The sequence below is a fragment of the Bradyrhizobium sp. OAE829 genome (genome assembly GCF_040546575.1).
In the GTDB taxonomy this organism is placed as follows: Bacteria; Pseudomonadota; Alphaproteobacteria; order Rhizobiales; family Xanthobacteraceae; genus Bradyrhizobium.
Map to the genome: position 1 here is coordinate 3852436 of NZ_JBEPOE010000001.1, position 20684 is coordinate 3873119.

Consider the following 20684-nt stretch of genomic DNA (forward strand, 5'->3'; position numbering starts at 1 on the left):
TTACTTGCTCCTTACAGTGCTTGGTTGTGCCGAGACAAGACCCAAGGGGTAACGACTCCAAGTTTAAAGAGTGCCTTCGAATATGCGGCAGTAAGCGAGAACGAATTTCTACGGAAGCTAGTACGGGAAGCCATTGCCGGTATCGGCAAAGGGTACCCAAATTTCCCTGTAGTCGAACGAAAAATCACAGTCGCAGGCGTTCTCCTTGCTGGGGAACCCTAAAACGGCTACCCCAGCCCAAGGCCTGCGGCCCAGATCTAATTCAGATGCGAGCAGCCCGGGAATGTCCGTTCACGGTGCCGGCGCGGACCTCCGCCAGAATGGATATCGACTTCCGCCAGTGACCCCAAAGCGGACATTTGGCCTAGCGGATTAGCACCTTGGTATGATTTGATCCTAGCTAGCGACCATCCGGTCTTGAGGGTGTCACATTTGAGGGTGTCACATTGAGCGGCAATCGGGTCGAACGCCGGTTATCAGCGGTTTTGGCGGCGGATGTTGCCGGCTACAGCCGTTTGATGGGGGCAGACGAGGTCGCCACCGCCCGCACACTCCGCGCACACCGCGTGGTGACCGATGCTCTCGTGGCCAAACACGGGGGTCGCCTTGTGAAGAGCACGGGAGACGGGGTGCTGATTGAGTTTCCTTCGGTGGTGGACGCAGTCGAATGTGCGGCTGCTGTGCAGGCGGTCATGGCAGAGCGCAACCAGGATATCCCGCAAGACCGGCAAATGCTCTTCCGCATCGGGATCAATCTCGGAGACATCCTGATCGAGGGCGACGACATACTTGGTGACGGCGTCAATGTCGCAGCACGACTTGAGGGCATTGCCGCACCTGGCGGCATCTGTATCTCATCTTCAGCGTACGAACAGGTTCGTGGCAAGGTTGCTGTCGCATTTGCCGATCTGGGGGAGCACAACCTCAAAAACATAAACCGTCCCGTGCGCGTCTACGCAGCAAGAATTAGGGATCATTTCGAAATAGCACCGTCAGTTGTGTCGACCTCGACGTCCGGCACTGGAATTCCCCCTCCTCCACCTGATAAGCCTTCGATAGCCGTGTTGCCGTTTCAGAACATGAGCGATGACCCTGAGCAGGAATTTTTCGCAGATGGGATCGCCGAAGACGTGCTAACTACGTTGTCAAAAATCCAAGAACTGTTCGTTATCGCTCGCAATTCAAGTTTTGTATTCAAAGGCCAGACAAAGGACGTGCGCGAGGTCGGCCGGACCCTCGGTGTTCGCTATGTGCTGGAAGGGAGCGTTCGCAAAGCTGGCAATCGAGTGAGGTTGACGGCTCAGTTGATCGACAGTTTGGATGGGCACCATCTTTGGGCCGATCACTTCGATGGCGACTTAAATGACGTGTTCGATCTTCAAGATCGCATTACGCAGGATATTGTCGCCGCTCTTGAGGTTCGGCTAACGCTTGGCGAACAGGCCCGAGTTTGGCGAAAGCGCTCCGGGAGTCCGCTGGTCTATGAGCATTTTCTGAAAGGTCGAACCTTATACATTAACTTCTCACGACACACCCACGCGCAAGCACGGAACTTCCTAGAGCGGGCGCTCGAAATCAATCCCGACTTCACCCCGGTTCTGGTTCAACTGGGATGGACACTGACTGACCAAGCTCGATTTAGTTGGGAACAAGGTCGGACCGCATTATACGAAGCGGCACTGAAGTGCGCTGCTCGTGCTTTGGCAGCCGACCCGGGCTGCGGCGAGGCCTACACGGTCATCGGATACGTGCGCTTGTTTCAACGTCGCCATGAAGAAGCGCTGCAAGCCGGGGAGAAGGCCGTCGCCTCAAGGCGGTCCGCACCCTCTCGCGTGCTCGTCGCTCCTGAAGCGCATTCCAGCATCGCCCAATGAAGCCAGAGACTTGCCGGGGCGACACGGACGGCTGTCCCAATACTGTTATCGTGCTCATGGCGGTCTCTCCTTGGGCGTTGTATCGGCCTATAGGATGCCAAGGCATGAGCGAGCCCGCTTTACTCGCTCCTTACATTTTTGTCACCGGCAGCTTAATCTTTGCCCTGCCGTAGTGGAGCCCAGTGATCGGACGTTGCTTGGGGGAATGGCAACTTGCGCTACCTCTTCGAGAATTGCGCTTTGGACACCGACCGCCGTGAACTTCGTCGCGGCGCTGAACTGGTTGCCATCCCGCCGCAGGTTTTCGACTTGCTGGACTACCTGATCCGCAACCGGGAGCATGTCGTTAGCAAGGACGACCTGATCAACGCCATCTGGAAGGGGCGTATCGTCTCCGAAACGGCGCTCACGACCCGCCTGAATGCCGCGCGAAGCGCCATCGGTGACTCGGGCGAGCAGCAGCGCCTCATCAAGACGTTGCCGCGAAAGGGCTTCCGCTTCGTCGGATTAGTGAGGGAAGCTCAGGGGGGCGGAGGCGCGGCAACCGCCGACAATCCGGGTCAACCGCCGAAACCTGCCCTCGCGCTGCCCGATAAACCCTCGATCGCGGTTCTCCCCTTCACCAATCTGAGCTCCGATCCGGAGCAGGACTATTTCGCGGACGGAATGGTGGACGACATCACCACGGCGCTGTCTCATTTCAAGGCGCTGTTCGTCATCGCCCGCAACTCGAGCTTCACATACAAGGGGCGCTCCGTCGACGTAAAGCAAGTCGGGCGCGAGCTTGGGGTGCGCTACGTGTTGGAAGGTAGCGTTCGCAAATCGGCAAATCGCGTGCGCATCACAGGACAGCTTGTCGATACTGCCACGGGGGCACATCTTTGGGCAGACCGGTTTGATGGTGGTCTCAGCGACGTCTTCGATCTGCAAGACCAGGTGACCGAGAGCGTTGTCGGGGCGATCGCGCCGGCAGTGGAAAAAGCCGAAATCGAGCGTGCCAAGCGCCAGCCAACCGAAAGTCTCGACGCCTATGCCCTCTATATACGCGGTCTGGCCAGGCTTTATCAGTTTAATAGACAAGCGAACGAGGAGGCATCGCATCTGTTCAACCGCGCGATCGAGCTAGACCCTGATTTTGCATCTGCCTATGGTCGTGCGGCGTATTGCTACGTCTATGCCAAGGCCAATGGCTATTTTGCAATCACACCGGACGAGATTGCTAAGATGACAAGGTTTGCTCAACGAGCGGTCGAGTTGGGCAAGGATGACGCGATCGCTCTCGCTACCAGCGGGTACGCGTTGATGTATGTTGCTTGTGATCTTTGGGAAGGCGCCACCCTGATCGATCGAGCGCTTGGGCTCAATTCCAATTCGGCAGAGGCATGGTCTAACGGCGGCTGGGCTAAAAACTGGCTTGGCGAGCCGGAAGCAGCGATCGAGCGCTTCGAGCGAGCTATGCGCCTGAGCCCAGTCGATCTAACGGCGGGGCGTATGCGAAGTGGGACCGCGTATGCACACTTCCTCCTCGGCCACTATGACGAGGCGGCATCATGGGCTGCAATAGCATTGCAGGACAATCCGGACCTTCAGCCCGCATTACGCCAAGCCGCCGCAAGCCACGCAATGGCCGGACGGGCTGACCAAGCACACAAGGCAATGGCTCGGCTGCGGCAACTCAATCCCACGCTACGGATTTCAAATCTTAGAGATGTACTGGGCCCTTACCAGCATACCGAAGATTTTGCGCGATACGCAGATGGACTGCGGCGAGCCGGGTTGCCCGAATGACCATCGCACCCAGGATTTCGCCCGTGGCGACGAGGATTGAACTAGAGTGGCGACCTCCGCTTTTCGCACTTTTGAGACATGCCTGCCTGTCCTGAGAATGTCCGTTCACCGGTGGCGGTCTCAACCGATCGACGCAACACTCTATCTTAGAGGAAAAGATGGGAGTGTGGGATGGAGCGGAGATTTCATAGAGGGTTTACCGCGGCTGAAAAGACGGAATTATGGGACCGTTGGAAGCGCGGAGAGTCACTGAAGGCGATCGGGCGAGCTTTTGGTAAGCAGTCATCGTCGATCTATTTTCTAGTTGCCCCACATGGAGGGTATCGTCCTGCGGAGCGACGTCGCTCCAGGTTGGCGTTGACGCTTGCGGAACGCGAGGTGATTTCCAGAGGCGTTACGGCACGCCAATCGTCCCGGTCGATCGCCAAATTACTTGGCCGCTCGCCCTCGACGGTGAGCCGTGAAATGAGCCGCAATGGCGGCTGCGATCGCTACCGGGCGACAGTTGCGGACGAGATTGCCTGGGCACGATCTCGTCGTCCAAAATGTTGTAAGCTGGCGACCAATCCGCGGCTTCGCCAGGCAGTGGCAAGGAAGCTCAGATTAGATTGGTCCACCCGAGCAAGTCGCCGGCTGGCTGAAGAGAACGTATCCTGAAGACGAGTGCAATCAGGTGTCACACGAGACCATCTATCGCAGCCTGTTTGTCCAGGCGCGTGGCGTGCTCAAAAAAGAGCTGCTTTGCCATCTTCGATCGACGCGCTCGATGCGTCGCTCCAGACCGGTTGATCCGAATGGTGACAGACGCGGACATATGAAGGATGCCGTCTCAATCCGTCAACGACCGGCTGCGGTTGAAGATAGAGCGGTGCCTGGCCATTGGGAGGGCGATCTGCTGTCTGGGCCGAATAACACCTACATCGCGACCTTGGTCGAGCGTCATACCCGTTACGTGATGTTGGCCAAGGTGGCAGGCAAGGACACCCGGACTGTAGTCGATGCGCTCATCAAGCAGTCGAAGAAGCTTCCAAAAGAGCTGTATAAGTCCCTGACCTGGGACCGGGGCAAGGAACTGACGGATCATCGGCGCTTTACGATGGCGACCAACATCGATGTCTATTTTTGCGACCCGCAAAGCCCGTGGCAACGCGGGTCGAACGAGAATACCAATGGCCTGCTAAGACAGTACTTTCCAAAGGGAACCGATTTGTCGGTGCATTCACAAGCCCATCTGAACAAAGTGGCTCGTCAACTAAACGAGCGACCACGTGAGACCTTGCTATTTGAGACGCCAGCAGAGAGATTTAACGCCTGTGTTGCGTCGATCGGTTGAGCCGGCAGGTGTAGACCGGAAGTGCCGTGGTCCGGCCAAAACCGACGCAAATGACCCGAAACGGGCATTTGCCTGGCCTGCTGGCACCTGTGGCTCAGCCCAATCCGCCCCTTCTGAAGGACGGTCTAGCCCGATAAGATGCTCGTCCTGACCCTGGGGGCAGACATGGCGCGGCCATCAAGAACGGGCGGCAAGAAGAGCGAGGCGAAAGCCCGCAACGCAAGCCCAGCAAAGGGCCGCAAGACCACCAAGACCAAGCCCCGCACTGCGCCAGCAGCCGCGCGAGTTAAGCGTCGTTCGGTCTCCGATCCGATAAAAGACCTGAAGGAAGCCCGCGAGCAGCAGGCGGCGACTGCCGAGATATTGAAGGTCATCGCCTCTTCGCCGTCGGACGTGCAGCCGGTGTTTGAGGCGATTGCCTCAAGCGCCAACCGGCTGCTCGGCGGATTCTCCACTGCAGTCTTCCGCTTTCTCGACGATACTGTGCATCTTGCCGCGTTCACCCCGGTAAGTCCGGCTGCCGATGCAGCCCTCCAAGCGGATTTTCCCAGGCCGGTCGATGCGTTCGAGGCGTTCCGGTTAGCCCAGCAAGGCAAGCCCTTCCCGATCCCGGACACCGAAGAGATACCGCACGCGCCGATCAAGGAAATCGCGCGGCTGCATGGCTTCCGCAGCATGCTGTTCGTGCCGCTAATGAGCAACGGCGTGCCGATTGGCGTCGTCAGCATCACCCGCGCTACGACAGGTTCATTCGCCGAGTATCACGTGCAACTGATGCAGACCTTCGCCGACCAGGCCGTCATCGCCATCGAGAACGTCCGGCTATTCAACGAAACGCAGGAAGCGTTGAAGCATCAGATCGCCACATCGGAAGTGCTGCAGGTGATCGGGAGGTCAATGACCGACACGCAGCCGGTCTTCGAGCGCATACTCGATAGCACGGAACGGCTTTTGGATTGCAGGCAGGTTTCGATCTTTCTCGCTCCTGGCGATGGGTTGCTGCATGTGGCGGCACGCCGTGGAACTGGCTACGAAGCAATCGACAAGGTGTACCCGCTGCCAATCGAGCAGACATCGGCTCCCCGCGTCCTTGGCGAGCGACGGCAAGTCTATCTTCCCGACGTGATGAATGGTGCTGACGTGCCTTCGAGCATACGTCGCGTGGTTCAGGTGTTTGGCAATTTTTCCGTCGTAATGACCCCAATGATCTGGGAGGGCCAGGGGATCGGCCTAATCTCGGTGCTGCGCGAGCCAAATGCCGCATTCACGCCGAAGGAGCTCAGCCTTCTTAGGACCTTTGCCGACCAGGCCGTGATCGCCATCGAGAATGTGCGCCTATTCAAGGAGGTTCAGGCGAAGACCGCCGACCTCTCGGAGTCACTACAACAGCAGACCGCCACCGCTGACGTGCTCAAGGTGATCAGCCGCTCGGCGTTCGATCTGCAGACTGTGTTGGAAACTTTGGTCGTATCCGCGGCCCGCCTGTGCGAAGCCGACGAGGGCACGATATTTCAGCCCCGAGATCACGCCTACCGCTGACGGCAAGCTGTGGGCTTTCCCCTCCCAGGAAGGTGTTTCTTGAAAGCTGCTCGTTCCAGCCGGGCACGGGCAGCACAATCGGAAGGGTCTTGCTTGAAGGTAAAACCGTTCATATCGAAGACTCTCAGACTGACCAAAATTACCGATTTCAAGATCCGGAAGTGCGCACGCGGCTCGGTGTCCCTTTGCTGCGCGAGGGTGCACCCATCGGCGTCTTCGTGTTGGCACGCCGTGATGTCCGCCCGTTCAGCGATAAGCAGATCGAATTGGTCCAGACCTTCGCCGACCAGGCCGTGATCGCGATCGAGAACGTCCGGTTATTCGACGAGGTGCAGACGAAGACGCGCGACCTTACGGAGGCGCTGACCTATCAGACAGAGAGCAGCAACATCCTCGGAGTGATCGCGTCCTCACCGACCGACGTAGGGCCTGTTCTCAATGCCATTGTCGAAAGCGCCTGCCAGCTTTGCGATGCTTATGATGCAGCGGTGGTGCTGCAAGACGGCGAATATCTGCGGATCAGCGCGCATCACGGACCAATTCCGATCGGCATCGAGAAGTGGCCGATCAACCGCCGCTGGACCGCCGGCCGTGCCTTCGTCGACCAGACGCCGGTTCACATTGAGGATCTGAGCGACGAGAAGCACGCCGACTTCACCGATGGCCGCGAGCTGTCGCTGCGCATGGGCCATCGCACCATCCTCAGCGTGCCGCTACTGCGCGAGGGCGAAAGCATTGGCGCTATCGTACTTCGCCGCACCGAAGTTCACCCGTTCAGCGAAAAGCAGATTACCTTGCTTCAAACCTTCGCTGATCAGGCCGTGATCGCCATCGGCAACGTTCGTCTGTTCGAAGAAGTGCAGGCGCGCACGCGAGACCTCACGGAGTCGCTGCAGCAGCAGACAGCAACATCGGAGGTGCTGCAGGTCATTAGCAGCACGCCTGGCGATCTCGCGCCGGTGTTCAAGACGATGCTGGAGAATGCAACACACATTTGCGGTGCAAATTTCGGCCTGATGAATCTTTGCGAGGAGGGGCGCTTCCGCCCTGTCGCCAATTACAGTCTGCCAGAGGTCTACACCGCGTGGCTGACGACACAACCGCCATTCCACCCGCACCCGCAAAGCGGTCTCGGCATGGTTGCCCGAACCCACCAAGTGGTCCACGTCGCGGACATTAGAGCGTTGCCGGCCTATCAGGGCGGCGATCCTTCCGTTGTTGCGATAGGCGATCTCGCCGGGGCCCGGTCGTATTTCGTCGTTCCGATGCTCAAGGAAAACGAGTTGATCGGCGCCATCACAATCTACCGTCAGGAAGTCAAGCCGTTTGCTGAAAAACAGACCGAAGTCGTCGCCAACTTCGCTAACCAGGCCGTGATCGCGATCGAGAACGCACGCTTGCTGCATGAATTGCGCGAACGCACCGAAGATCTGACCCGGTCGCTCGAAGAACTGCGCGCCGCGCAGGATCGTCTGGTGCAGACCGAGAAACTAGCTTCGCTCGGCCAGCTCACCGCCGGGATCGCGCATGAGATCAAGAATCCGCTCAATTTCGTCAACAATTTCTCCGCGCTTTCGGCGGAACTGACCGACGAACTGAACGGCGTGCTCAAGCCGGTCGCGATGGACGACAAGGTCCGCGAAGAAGTCGACGAATTGACCGGGCTGCTGAAGGGCAACCTCGAAAAGGTCGTCCAGCACGGCAAACGTGCCGACTCCATCGTCAAGAACATGCTGTTGCATTCGCGTGAAGGCCCAAGAGAGCACCGACCTACGGATATCAATGCGCTTCTCGATGAGAGCCTCAACCTCGCCTATCACGGTGCGCGCGCGGAAAAAGGCGAGTTCAACATTGCCCTGCAGCGCGATTTCGATGCGGAGGCGGGTACAATCGAACTGTTCCCTCAGGAGATCACCCGTGCATTTCTCAATCTGATCGCGAACGGCGTCTACGCGGCGACCCGGCGCAAGTCCGAGGATAAAGAACCCGGTTTTGAGCCAACCCTCCGGGCCACCACCAAGAACCTCGGCGCCACCGTCGAAATTCGTATTCGCGACAACGGCACCGGCATTCAGGCCGAAGTGCAGCAAAAGATGTTCAACCCGTTCTTCACCACCAAGCCAGCCGGTGAAGGAACCGGCCTTGGTCTCTCGATGACGCACGACATAATCGTGAAGCAACACGGCGGCAAAATTGACGTCGCGACCGAGCCCGGGCAGTTCACAGAGTTCACGATCGTCCTGCCGAGGAAGAGCAGTGCTTTAGGCACGGATCGAGGTAAGCCGTGAGCGTTCTGGTTCTGGTGGTCGATGACGAGCCCGACGTCGAGGCGCTGTTCCGCCAGCAATTCCGGCACGACCTGCGTGCGCAACGCTTCGTCATGGACTTCGCCATTTCCGCGGCGGATGCTCTGTCGCGGATCGCACGCCCTATTGAGCAGACCCTGATATTGATCCTCTCGGACATCAACATGCCCGGCATGACCGGACTTGAGATGCTGCCAAAAGTCAGGGAGCTACGACCCGAAGTCCCCATCATCATGATCACCGCCTATGGCGATCCCGAAACCAAACGGACGGCGATAGAAGGCGGCGCGATCGGGTTGCTGACTAAGCCCATCAACTTCACTTTGCTTCGCGAGGAGATCGACAGACGGCTGGCCCAGGTGCGCTAATCTGCCAAACCTGCCATGTCCGCTTCTGGGCACTTTTGAGACATGCTCGCCTATCGTGAGAATGTCCGTTGACGGGGGTAGACCGGAAGTCGCCGTGGTCTGGCCAAACCGACGGGAATAACCCCAACTGAGACATTGGCTGTGCAGTGCGGCATATGGCTTTCATGGCTATCAATGTGCCCGACTAAACCGCTACGATGCCGTCACCTGACCTTGGGAGCGGACATGAGACGGCGCGAGTTCATGGCGCTTATAGGCGGCTTGTCGTTCGCTTGGCCCTTTGCGGCGTGCGCACAACAGTCGCGAAAGCAGAGCCGTATCGCGTTCGTTCATTCCGGTATCCCGGCCGAACAACTCACCGAGACAGCCGGGCCTCTCTGGGTGCGCCGGTTCTACGAGACGCTACGCAAGTTGGGCGATGTTGAGGGAGACAATCTTGTCGTCGAGCGTTACTCCGCCGAGGGCCGCACTGACAATCTGAGCGCGCTCGCCGGCACCGTTGTGAGTCGCAAGCCCGACGTCATCGTTACCAATCTGCACGCACTCGTAATGGCTTTCACGCAGGCTACTTCGGAGATACCGATAGTTGCAATCGCGGGAACGTCGATCTGGGGAGGATCAGGCAGAAGCCTTGCCCGCCCTGGCGGAAACCTCACCGGCGTGAGTATCAACGCGGGAAACGAAATCACCGGAAAGCGCTTGGAAATATTGAAGGAAACAGTTCCGTCGTTGACCAAAGTTGCTTACCTTGCGTCGGCGCGTGCAGCATGGGAGGACGACACGGGATTGTCGGCTCGCCAAGCCGGGAGCCGCTTGGGCGTGGCTGTGAACGGGATATTCCCTGCGGAATTCAACGAGACTCAAATCCGCCGCGCCTTCGATGCGATGACGCAACAAGAATTCGAGGCTGTCCTCATTGACGAAGGAGGTGGATTTCTGGCGCAACGAGTACTGATCGTTGAATTGGCGGAGAGACACCGTCTTCCGATCTGCTATCCATACCGCGACTATGTGGATTTGGGTGGGCTGATGGCTTATGCGCCCGATCTCGGCGAACTCGCCCAACGTCTCGCCGATAACGTGCACCAAATCCTGAACCGGGCAAAACCTGGTGACATTCCAATCTATCAACCCACAAGATTTCAGCTGGCCATCAACCTGAAGACCGCCAAGGCGCTTGGCCTCACCATACCGCCGTCTGTGCTCGCTCGCGCCGACGAGGTGATCGAATAGGGCTGCTAGCTGCTGCACCGCATGAGTCCGGTGGTGGCACCTTGAGACATGCCTGCCGATCCTGAGAATGTCCGTTCACCGGTTAGACCGGAAGTCGCCGTGGTCCGGTCATACCGACGCGAATGACCGTGTGACGCTGCTTCTAGTCGTACCCGCTGTCCGCGATGCAAGCGGACCGATGCGGCGCGCCCCGAGCAGGATAGGCGCGGTACCAAACTCTGAGCGACTTCACCATATCTTGCGTGGCCTGAAATGAGCCGTCTCGAAACAGGAGTCATACGCATCTACGTCTGCTTACAGCTCGACGAGGGGCGAACTACATTTGGCAGTCGGCCAGAACAGCCGTGACGTGAGCCGGTGTATCCAGTTTAGCACGCCCGCCCTCATTCCGACGTGATAAGATAGCGCAAATTAAAGCGCTGTTACGCTCCCGGCTCAGGAGCCAAGGAGGGGATCAAATGAAGCGCCGCGCGTTCATTGCCGGTCTCGTTTGCACCGTCGCGCTCAGCCGCGCTGAGGCGCAGCAGGCGGGCAAGGTTTACCGCATTGCCATTGCGCATCCGTCGTACCCCGTGTCCGAGATGAACGAGGCGAGCGACCGTCTCCCGTGGTTCCCCGCGTTCTTCGCGGAGCTTCGCCGCCTCGGCTATATCGAAGGCCAAAACCTACGTGTCGAGCGATATTCCGCCGAGGGGCGGACCGCGCAATATGCCGATCTGGCCCGTGAGGTTGTAGGTCGCAGGCCAGACGTGATCCTGTCGGGAAAGAACGAAATGATTTTGTTGCTAAAAGCCGCCACCCTAACCATGCCGATCGTCGGCATTTCGGCCGATCCGGTCGCTGCCGGCATTGCCACGAGCTTGGCGCGGCCTGGTGGTAACATTACGGGAGTTAGTGTCGACGCTGGTCGAGAGGTCTGGGGGAAGCGTCTCGAACTGTTGAAAGAAGCTATCCCTGGCCTCTCCCGCATAGGCTTCCTTGCGGACCACGAGACTTGGGACTCGTGGTACGGCCCGGCCCTTCGGGAGGCTGCGCACCGGCACGGCCTGAACTTTGTTGGGCCGCAGCTTCATGGTTCTCTCCAGGAGCCGGAGTATCGCCGAGTCATCCTCGCGATCGCCGATGCAGGCGCGCAAGCGCTCCTCGCGAGCGACCAGAGCGAGAACATCGCAAACCGGGGGCTTATCTCCGAGTTGGCAACGGCCGCCCGCCTGCCGGCGATGTACGCCTATCCGGAGTTCGTCTCTTCCGGCGGGTTGATGGCCTACGGCATCAAGCTCTCCGAAGCCTATAGAGGCGCGGCCGGGCAAATCGATCAGATTTTGCGCGGAACCAAGCCGGGCGAAATTCCGTACCAGCAAGCGACCAAGTTCCTCTTCGCCATCAACCTCAAAACCGCAAGAACGCTCGGCCTCGAAGTCCGCGCCAAATGTTCTCGCACGCGCCGATGAGGTCATCGAATAGAGAAGGCTGTTTGCTGAGGCGCAGGAGTCCGGTTATGGCACTTTTCGGACCAAAGCGCCTAGCCTGATAATGTCCGTTCACGAGGGCGGAGCTGACCTCGTGAACGCGATCGCTGACTTCCGAAAATGGAGAGTCGAGATGTGGCGCGGTGGCGTTAGGTAGAAAATATCTGTTGCCGCCCCTTTCGTCTGGCGGTGCCTTAGTGGTTCCAACATGGCTCCGTTTCCACATCCCGCTCATCGAACCGGACAGGCAGATTTCCCGCATGCGGCTCTCGGACAAGACTTCGCGCTTTCGCGTGCAACGCCTTCTGCAGCTTCTGAACATTTTGAACTGAGGTCCCTTCCGTCCACCGGCGTTACCCGGCTTCCGCGGTACTACGAACTCTCCGCCACCCCAGGGCGCCCAGCCTGTCCCTTACGGGCTTCCGGTTGGTCATCGCTGACCACGCCTTGGGCTTCCCGTGTTTCGTGCGCCTTCCTTGTGTACATGCCGCCGCCACTACCCCGGCGCAGCGCCTGAACGTATCGCTTCGCTCATTTCATCCAGACGTATCAGTCTTCCCCGACAGGGTTGTCGGGTCGACCTGCGCATTGTCCTTTTCGCGTTGCGGCCTGCACACTCGCGCTGTTACCAATTTGTGACACGCTAATTGAAGGCTTCAGCCACTTCGTTACCTCCATGTGATCCGATTGCTTCCGGCTGGAGCGGTTGTCGGGTGGGGCTTGCACCCACTGGAAAGCGCCGCCTTTTGCACGGCGCACACCCTGAACGGGCATGGGCACTAATGGGACCGATAATTCGAGTTACGCGGCCCTCGCGACTCGGCTGTCGATTTCACTGCGTAGGGCCACAAAGTCGATGGGCTTTGTCAGTAACCCCTCCGCCCCGCCTTCCAGGGCCTTTCGCTTGGTAACGTCATCGCCGTAGGCGGTAATCATGATGACGGGAACATCCGGTCGTGCTGTCTTAGCCCTTGGCAGAAGTTCAAGGCCGCTCATTCCAGGCATGTTGATGTCGGACAGGATCAGGACCAACGACGCGCCAGCGGTATCCTTGATGTGTTGAAGGGCGCTGTCACCTGACTGGGCGAAATCCATTGTAAAGCGGCCGGCGCGGAGATCGCGCCTGAACTGCTGGCGAAACAGCATCTCGACATCGGATTCGTCATCGACGACTAGAATTAGGGAGCTCATCTGGTTGCTCCTTTTTTAGCTGCGGTGCGCGGACCCAAACCGAACACCGTGATGGCAAACAACGGCATAGACAGTTGCGGCCGCTAGACCGGTACGCGGTTCATTCGCTACGTTCAGTTACCGACCGGTGGCGCTTCCAATTGGCAATTACGGCTTCATATCTGACAGGCTTCTTTGCCGCGACAAGGGTTGGCTCTGATCCCAGGGTCACGGCACCTGCAAATTCAGCTTCTGCCGCATTGGATACCCATAACGCCACCTTCGGGTAACTGGGGATGAAGCCGAACAGGCACGCAATTATTATTCCGACGAAGATCGGACACTGCCCAACAGCTGGGTGCGCGCTGATTATCATCATGGCGAATGGATTGTGGCATTCGGCGCTCCCACGTTGGATTGACCTTTGTACGGCCAGACGCACAAAGGGAGTGTGAAGTGGTTCACTATCTCCAACTTTGGTGTGACCGCCGCTCGACCAATTACCTGCCTGCAACGAGCCGCTCAGAACCGCTCACCGGGAACGAGTTGGTCGAGCATTCAGACCGCTATGGAAAAGCAGCAAACAGCTGCCGGTTTTATGTCGCTTATTGGCATAAATCGGCGGTTAAAGGGTGGGCAGAGCATGTCCGCTCTGCCCGGGTATTTCAGGCATCAACTTGTTCCGCTATTGCAAGAGCGTCATCGACCTCGATGCCGAGGTACCGGACCGTGCTTTCGATCTTGGTGTGCCCGAGCAAAAGCTGCACAGCCTGTAGGTTGCCTGTCCGCCGATAGATCAGGGTAGCTTTTGTACGGCGCAATGAATGCGTCCCGAACAGCCTCGGGTCCAGTCCGACGCTGCCGATCCACGCGGAGACGAGGCGGGCATATTGGCGTGTTGTCATCTTGCGGTCAGGACCGCGACGGCCGGTGAACAAGAACTCGCCGGGCCGTTTGACGGTGGCCCGCAGATAGTCATCGACCGCCTGGCGGGTCTGCTCGCTCAATTCAAATCTGACAGGCCGCCCCGTTTTCTTTTGCCGGACAGTTGCGCGATCCGCCGTGTATCCGCCTGCGGCGACGTCCTCGACCCGGATCGCGACAACATCACAGCCACGAAGTTTGCTGTCGATTGCCAGATTGAACATGGCGAGGTCGCGAGCGCGGCCCTCGATCTGCAGCTTTGTCCGGATCGACCAGACGTGTTTGGGTCGCAGTGGCGGTTTTGCCCCGGCCAGCTTCCCCTTGTTCCACGGCACGCGCTTCGGCTTAAGGGTGGCATCCACTTGATCCTGCATGGCCATACTCCTCGGCTCTGTTACAGAGGGCGAGAAGCTTGTGCCACCGGATCAGGCGTTGGAATAAGGTCTGTTTTTTTTGACTAAAGCGGACTTCGCTTAGGTCTTGGCGGCAAACAGCGTGTAGCGTTTGACCCACATCGGACATTGGGACGCAGCGTTTGCAGCCGATTGTTTGCCCGTTCTCACTCGCCGTTTCGCCACAAAGTGTTAGGCTTCGGCATTTGCCAAGACGCGCGTTCTCGGAGGTACCCATGCGTCGGCGGGAGTTCATCGCGCTTCTCGGCGGTTCGGCAGCCACGCTGCCGCTTGGGGCGCGTGCGCAGGGCGAGCGCGTCCGCCGCGTCGGCATACTACTCCCCGCAACTGTGGACGATTCCGAATATCCCGGGCTCGTCAGTGCCTTAGTGACGAGACTGCAGCAACTGGGTTGGAGCGAAGGCCGCAACGTTCGGATCGACGTTCGCTGGGCCGGGGGTGGTGCCGACGCTAATCGCAAATTTGCAGATGAATTGATCGCGTTAGCACCGGATGTAATCGTGGCGGCCGGCAACACGTCGGCGGGGCCACTCCTCCAGGCCACAAGAGCCATACCGATCGTGTTTACGGTCGTTCCCGATCCAGTTGGCGCCGGACTTGTCGACAGTCTGGCGAGCCCCGGGGGCAACGCCACGGGATTCACGAGTTTTTCATATGACATCGGAGGGAAATGGCTGGAGCTACTCAAGGAACTCGCTCCGCGCGTGACGCGGGTGGCAGTCCTCCGAGATTCCAATTTCACCGCTGGAGTTGGTCAGTGGAGCGCGGTTCAAACGGCGGCCCCATCATTCGGGATGGAGGCGAGTCCGATCAACTTGCGCGATGCAGCAGAACTCGAGCGCGCGGTCTCAACATTTGCAGGCAATCCGAATGGTGGCCTGATTGTAACGTCGAGCGGACTGGCGATTAGTCATCGCGGTATGATCATCGCGCAAGCAGCCAAGCATAGACTGCCGGCTGTATACTACAGCCGCGGCTTTGTTTCGGCCGGAGGGCTGATTTCTTACGGGTCCGATCGGGTCGATCAGTTCCGACGCGGCGCGGGGTATGTCGATCGTATCCTCAAGGGCGAGAAACCGGCCGACCTGCCGGTGCAGGCGCCGACCAAATATGAGCTGATTATCAATCTCAAGACTGCAAAGGCGCTCGGCCTAACCGTACCGCAGTCGCTGCTCGCGACCGCCGACGAGGTGATTGAGTGATGCGACGCGATGTCTGAATCTGGGCACTTTTCGGACCTGCGTGACCGATGTGACAATGTCCCCCCACAGGGACAGAGCCGACCTCGTTGAAGCGGGCGTCGACTTCGCAAATTGACCCAACCCGGACATTACGCACGGTCCAATTCAATAGATACTTGTCTTCTGACCGGCTAAGAACAGACGATGGTCCCGTTGGCTCGAAGGCAATCGCATGAAACGACGCGCATTTATGGGTCTGGTCGGAGGCGCTGCTGTATGGCCCTTGATGGCAGGCGCGCAGCAGAAGCGGAAATGGCGGATCGGGTTTTTGCATCCAGGCCAATCGACACTTGTGGCAAACCGAATATCAGCTTTGCGGGAAGGCCTCGGCAAGGCCGGTTCTGCGGAAGATTTTGAAATCTTGGCCCGTATTGCAAATGATAGACCTGATCAGCTCCCAGCCATGGCGGCGGACCTCGTTAAAGAAGGCGTTCATGCGATATGCGCAGTAGCTCCCTTGGCTGTCACAGCAGCTCGCGCGACTACGCGATCCGTTCCGATAATCGCCTTGGATTTGGAGTCAGACCCGATCGCAAATGGGTGGGCAACCAGCCTTGCTCATCCGGGGGGCAACATCACCGGGATTTTCCTAGACTTGCCGGAGTTCAGCGCGAAATCATTGCAGCTACTGCGTGAAGTAGTTCCGGGCGGAGCCAAGATCGGGGTTCTTTGGCACCCGGCCAGTGGCACTCTCCAGTTGTATGCTGCTCGGCAGTCTGCGGCTGCTCTATCAGTCGAGTTGCAGGTATTCAAAGTTGATAAGGTCGCAGAGTTCGAGGCGGCATTTAACGAAATGGCACAAGCGCAGATTTCTGGTTTGTTGATGTTGTCTGCACCCGTTGTGTCGGGAAATCCAAAATTGCTAAGTGATCTTGCGATCCGGAACCGTATTCCCACAATAAATATCTTCCCCGATTTCGCTCAGAATGGTGGGCTCATCGGCTATGGTCCCGAACTCCAAAGTCTCTTCGCGCAAGCCGGATTTCTCATCGGCAAAGTCATCGGGGGCGCGGCAGTCTCGGATCTGCCCGTCGAGCGACCGACACGCTTCAAATTGATCGCGAACCTCAAGACCGCACGCTTGATCGGAGTGACAATGCCAACGTCGGTATTATTGCTTGCCGACGAGATCATCGAATAGGCGCCGCGACTTCCGGTCTTGGGCCCCCGAGCGGACATCGGCCCTTCCGGACAGCTCAATTTAGTTGCTACGATGCCATATACTTCGCCCGGGAGCGAAAAATGAGACGGCGGGACATAATTGCCGGTGCTGCGGTTGCTGCGGCTGCGTGGCCGCTCACAGTGTTCGCGCAACAGCGCACGCCTGTCGTCGGCTTCCTGGGCGCTGGTCTTGATGCGCGACGGCAATGGCTAGCTGCGTTCCGTGCTGGCCTGGGCAGCGAGGGCTTCACAGACGGGCAAAACGTGAGGCTGGAGTACCGCTCAGCCGATGGCGGAGCAGAGGCGGTGCAGGAGCTTGCCGCTGATCTGGTGCGGCGCGGGGCCACCGTCATTGCCGCCTCGGGCCCAGCCGCAGCGCGCGCTGCGAAGCGCGCAACGCCGACCATTCCCATCGTGTTCATGAGCGGTGTGGATCCTGTCCAGATGGGCCTGGTGTCGAGCTTCAACCGACCGGATGGAAACATCACGGGGTTCTATTTGGTCGTCAACGAGCTGCAGGCAAAACGATTGGCGCTGCTGCATGAGCTGTTGCCTGTGGCTAGGCGCATCGCAGTACTGGTCAATTCTGCAGAGGCAGCAACGGCCGAACCGACGGTGCGGGAGGTGTTGGTCGCCGCACGAACTCTCAGCCTGAACATCTAAATTTACCGCGCAAGCACCAGCGCGGAGATCGATGCGGCTTTCGCTGCCTTGTCGAATTGGCGAGCGAACGCGGTGCTTGTCGGCTCCGATCCGCTTTTTATTACTTCACGGGCGCAGCTCGTAGCCTTGTCAGCACACCACGCTGTCCCCGCGATTTACTTCCTGCGAGACTTCGTCGAAGCCGGCGGACTGATGAGCTACGGTCCCGACTACGCCGACGCCTATCGTCAGACGGGCGTCTATATCGGCCGTATTCTGAAAGGCACGAAACCGGCGGAATTGCCAGTACAGCAGTCGACGAAGCTCGAGCTGGTGATCAACCTCAAGACCGCGAAAGCGCTCGCCCTCGAGGTGTCCCCCAGCTTGCTCGCCCGCGCAGACGAGGCAATCGAGTGAAGAGCTGCGATGTCCGGGTTTGGCACTTTTGAGACAAGCCGATTGGTCGCGAGGATGTCCGCTTCCGCGGCTAGATCGGAAGTCGCCAGCGGGTGGTCAAAACGACGCGAATGACCCTGGCTGTGTGAAAACGCCGCGCTGCTGTTATGATTCTCTCGTGATTCTGCGGGAGGAATCGATGAGGCGCTTCGTTGAAGGGGCGAATCGTGGGCAAAGGACGCTATTGCCCGAATGCCTCGACGATTTCATTGACGAGAGTAACCCTGTTCGCGTGATCGACGTGTTTGTCGATGGGCTCGATTTGGCCGAGATGAGCTTTGAGGGGGTGGAGCCGGCAGCGACTGGCCGGCCATCGTACCACCCCTCGGTTCTCCTCAAGCTTTATATCTACGGCTATCTGAACCGAGTGCAGTCGAGCCGGCGGCTCGAACGCGAGGCCGGACGCAATGTCGAGGTCATGTGGCTGCTGGGTCGGCTCGCACCTGATCACAAGACGATCGCGGACTTCCGCAAAGACAACGGCCTGGCGCTGCGCAGGGTATGTGCGCGCTTTGTCGAACTCTGCCGCGAGATGGGACTCCTTGCGACGGCGAGCGTTGCCATCGATGGCAGCAAGTTCAAGGCCGTGAACAATCGGGACAAGAACTTCACGCGGGCGAAGGTGGAACGGCGGCGTGCCCAGTTGGAGGAGAGTGTCGCGCGCTATCTGAGCCAACTTGACACGGCCGACCGGCAGGAGCCGACGGAGGCGCTGGCCGCGAAGGTAACGAGGCTTACCGAGAAGCTGACGAAGCTGAAGGAGGAGATGGGCAAGCTTGCCGTTTACGAGAAGCAGATGCTCGCTTCGCCTGACCAGCAAATCTCACTGACCGATCCCGACAGCCGTTCGATGGCGACGAGCGGGCGTGGTTCCGGCGTCGTCGGCTACAACGTGCAGGTCGCCGTGGATACCGAGCATCATCTGATTGTGACGCATGAGGTAACGAACAGCGGCTCAGATCGGGCTCAACTGGCCAATATGGCCAAGCAGGCCAAGGCTGTTCTCGAGACCGAGACGCTCGAGGCCGTTGCCGATCGCGGCTACTTCAGCAGCCTGGAGATCCTCGCGTGTCACGAGGCTGGCATCACGGTAACTCTGCCCAAACCGCAGACGTCGGGTGCCAAGTCAGATGGCCGCTTCGGCAAGCAGGACTTTGTCTATTTGGCAGAAGAGGACGCCTATCGCTGTCCAGCCGGGGAGCAACTGCCATATCGCTTTACGAGCGAGGAGGATGGCAAGCGGCTACGGCGCTACTGGACAACAGCCTGTCAAGATTGTTCGCTTAAATCGCGGTGCACGACAGGGCCAGAGCGGCGGATTCCACGATGGGAGCATGAGCATCTGCTCGACGCTGTGCAGCAGCGCCTTGATGCAAACCCACAAGCCATGCGCCTGCGTCGCGAGACGGTCGAGCATCCGTTCGGCACGATGAAGGCCCGCATGGGAGCGACACACTTCCTCACCAAAACGCTTCCAAAAGTAGCCGCCGAGATGGCGCTCTCGGTCCTCGCCTACAATATGACACGGGTCATGAACATCGTCGGGACCAAGCCGTTGATGGCTGCGATCGTGGCCTGAGACCGAACCGGCCTGACTTGTCACCGAATTCCTTGGAAGGGCGTTTTTACACGACCAAGACCCCAAGCGGACATTACGCCACTGGACCCGTGACGAAAATTGCATACCATCGGTTGGAGCTGTCGGGGACTGGATTGGCCATGAAACGACGCGAGTTTATCGGGCTTGTTGGCGGCGCTGCGGTATGGCCTCTTGCAGCACAGGGGCAACAGGCGGCTACACGGGTTATTGGCGTTCTTGCACTTGAATCGCTCCCGAGAACTCGGGCATCCTTGGCCCCGGCCCAACGTCGATTGGCCGAGATGGGCTATGTCGAAGGTCAAAATCTAGCTTTTGAATATCGTGCAGCCGACAATCAGGAGGATCGGCTAGCAGCGCTGGTCGGCGATCTGGTTCAGCGGCGGGTGAGCGTGATCGTTGCACCGGCAGGACCGCCAATCGTTGCAGCCAAGGCTGCCACCACATCCATTCCAATCATTTTCTTCACGGGCTTTGACCCGGTCTCAAGTGGGTTTGTCGCGAGCCTCAATCGACCGGGGGGCAACGCCACCGGAATTTCCGTTCTACATACAGAGGTGCTGGCCAAGCGCCTGGAGCTCCTTCGCGAGTTGGTACCGAGGGCGAAGTCCGTCGCGTACCTTCGCAGTTCAACAAATCTCGTATCAGATCATGACCGCATCGGGAAATTGCAACCAGCAGCCACTGCGTTGGGTGTGGAGCTGCTGTTTGTTGAGGCGAGCCGTCCGGATGATTTCGAGGGAGCTTTCGCAAAGATTGTAAGTGCGAAGGCCGACGCGATGTTGGTTTCGGCTGACGCGTTTATGTTTTCGAACCAAACAGCACTTGTTGATCTGGCGGCCCGGCACAAAATACCTGCAGTGTATCCAAGCCGGGAATTCGCCGCTCGCGGAGGATTGGCGAGTTACGGAACTAATTATCCAGAGGCTTACCGACAATTAGGCGACTATCTTGGCCGGGTTCTGAATGGCGAAAAACCCGAAAACCTGCCGGTGCAGCAGGTCACGACACTCCAGCTTGTAATCAACATGAAGACCGCCAAAGCGCTCGGCGTTGCCGCCTCGCCTTTCTTGCTCGCGCGCGCCGACGAAGTGATCGAATGACTTCGTTGACTTCCGATATTGATGCTGTGGACGGCTCCTCCACCGGCACATGCGTGCCATGGATGTG

Annotated in this window: 13 protein-coding genes and 2 pseudogenes; 13 read left to right on the plus strand and 2 right to left on the minus strand. The window is 58.7% G+C overall.

The window, feature by feature from the left end; translation table 11 throughout:
* The first annotated feature begins 446 nt into the window (after positions 1–446).
* From ABIE49_RS18820 to ABIE49_RS18855, 8 genes and pseudogenes are all read left to right on the plus strand, one after another.
* The gene (locus ABIE49_RS18820) at positions 447–1874 is read left to right on the plus strand and encodes an adenylate/guanylate cyclase domain-containing protein (RefSeq protein ID WP_354066873.1); all 1428 of its coding nucleotides are present in this window, start codon (positions 447–449) and stop codon (positions 1872–1874) included.
* Between the two features lie 213 nt (positions 1875–2087).
* On the plus strand, positions 2088–3662 hold the full coding sequence (locus tag ABIE49_RS18825) for a winged helix-turn-helix domain-containing tetratricopeptide repeat protein (RefSeq protein ID WP_192735608.1): 1575 nt from the start codon (positions 2088–2090) through the stop codon (positions 3660–3662).
* Between the two features lie 171 nt (positions 3663–3833).
* Positions 3834–4995 (plus strand): annotated as a pseudogene (locus tag ABIE49_RS18830) (IS30 family transposase).
* A gap of 165 nt (positions 4996–5160) precedes the next feature.
* Positions 5161–6534, plus strand: coding sequence for a GAF domain-containing protein (locus tag ABIE49_RS18835; RefSeq protein WP_192735609.1), 1374 nt, complete (start codon positions 5161–5163; stop codon positions 6532–6534).
* An 89-nt stretch (positions 6535–6623) separates the two neighbouring features.
* Entirely contained in the window at positions 6624–8822 is a 2199-nt protein-coding gene (locus ABIE49_RS18840; protein ID WP_354066874.1) for a GAF domain-containing sensor histidine kinase, read from the plus strand.
* A complete protein-coding gene (locus ABIE49_RS18845) occupies positions 8819–9208 on the plus strand; it encodes a response regulator (protein ID WP_192735610.1) in 390 nt (129 codons plus the stop codon). The genes ABIE49_RS18840 and ABIE49_RS18845 overlap by 4 nt, the downstream gene beginning before the upstream one ends.
* Before the next feature lie 225 nt (positions 9209–9433).
* Complete coding sequence (locus ABIE49_RS18850; protein WP_192735611.1) at positions 9434–10441, plus strand: ABC transporter substrate-binding protein; 1008 nt, start codon at positions 9434–9436, stop codon at positions 10439–10441.
* A gap of 458 nt (positions 10442–10899) precedes the next feature.
* Positions 10900–11892, plus strand: coding sequence for an ABC transporter substrate-binding protein (locus ABIE49_RS18855; RefSeq protein WP_354066875.1), 993 nt, complete (start codon positions 10900–10902; stop codon positions 11890–11892).
* An 819-nt stretch (positions 11893–12711) separates the two neighbouring features.
* Here the strand turns inward: ABIE49_RS18855 and ABIE49_RS18860 are convergent.
* Both ABIE49_RS18860 and ABIE49_RS18865 read right to left on the minus strand, forming a co-directional pair.
* The gene (locus tag ABIE49_RS18860; protein ID WP_192735613.1) at positions 12712–13101 is read right to left on the minus strand and encodes a response regulator; all 390 of its coding nucleotides are present in this window, start codon (positions 13099–13101) and stop codon (positions 12712–12714) included.
* Positions 13102–13745: 644 nt separating this feature from the next.
* Positions 13746–14378, minus strand: a complete 633-nt coding sequence (locus tag ABIE49_RS18865; protein WP_192735738.1) for a tyrosine-type recombinase/integrase — start codon at positions 14376–14378, stop codon at positions 13746–13748.
* A gap of 254 nt (positions 14379–14632) precedes the next feature.
* On the opposite strand from ABIE49_RS18865, the gene ABIE49_RS18870 reads away from it, so the two are divergent.
* The 5 genes and pseudogenes from ABIE49_RS18870 to ABIE49_RS18890 all read left to right on the plus strand — a co-directional run bounded on the left by ABIE49_RS18870 (position 14633) and on the right by ABIE49_RS18890 (position 20617).
* Positions 14633–15619, plus strand: a complete 987-nt coding sequence (locus ABIE49_RS18870; protein WP_192735614.1) for an ABC transporter substrate-binding protein — start codon at positions 14633–14635, stop codon at positions 15617–15619.
* Positions 15620–15830: 211 nt separating this feature from the next.
* Positions 15831–16799, plus strand: a complete 969-nt coding sequence (locus ABIE49_RS18875) for an ABC transporter substrate-binding protein (protein WP_192735615.1) — start codon at positions 15831–15833, stop codon at positions 16797–16799.
* A gap of 101 nt (positions 16800–16900) precedes the next feature.
* Positions 16901–17878 (plus strand): annotated as a pseudogene (locus tag ABIE49_RS18880) (ABC transporter substrate-binding protein).
* A gap of 178 nt (positions 17879–18056) precedes the next feature.
* Positions 18057–19496, plus strand: coding sequence for an IS1182 family transposase (locus tag ABIE49_RS18885; RefSeq protein WP_192735618.1), 1440 nt, complete (start codon positions 18057–18059; stop codon positions 19494–19496).
* A 140-nt stretch (positions 19497–19636) separates the two neighbouring features.
* Entirely contained in the window at positions 19637–20617 is a 981-nt protein-coding gene (locus ABIE49_RS18890; RefSeq protein ID WP_192735619.1) for an ABC transporter substrate-binding protein, read from the plus strand.
* The last annotated feature ends 67 nt before the right edge of the window (positions 20618–20684 follow it).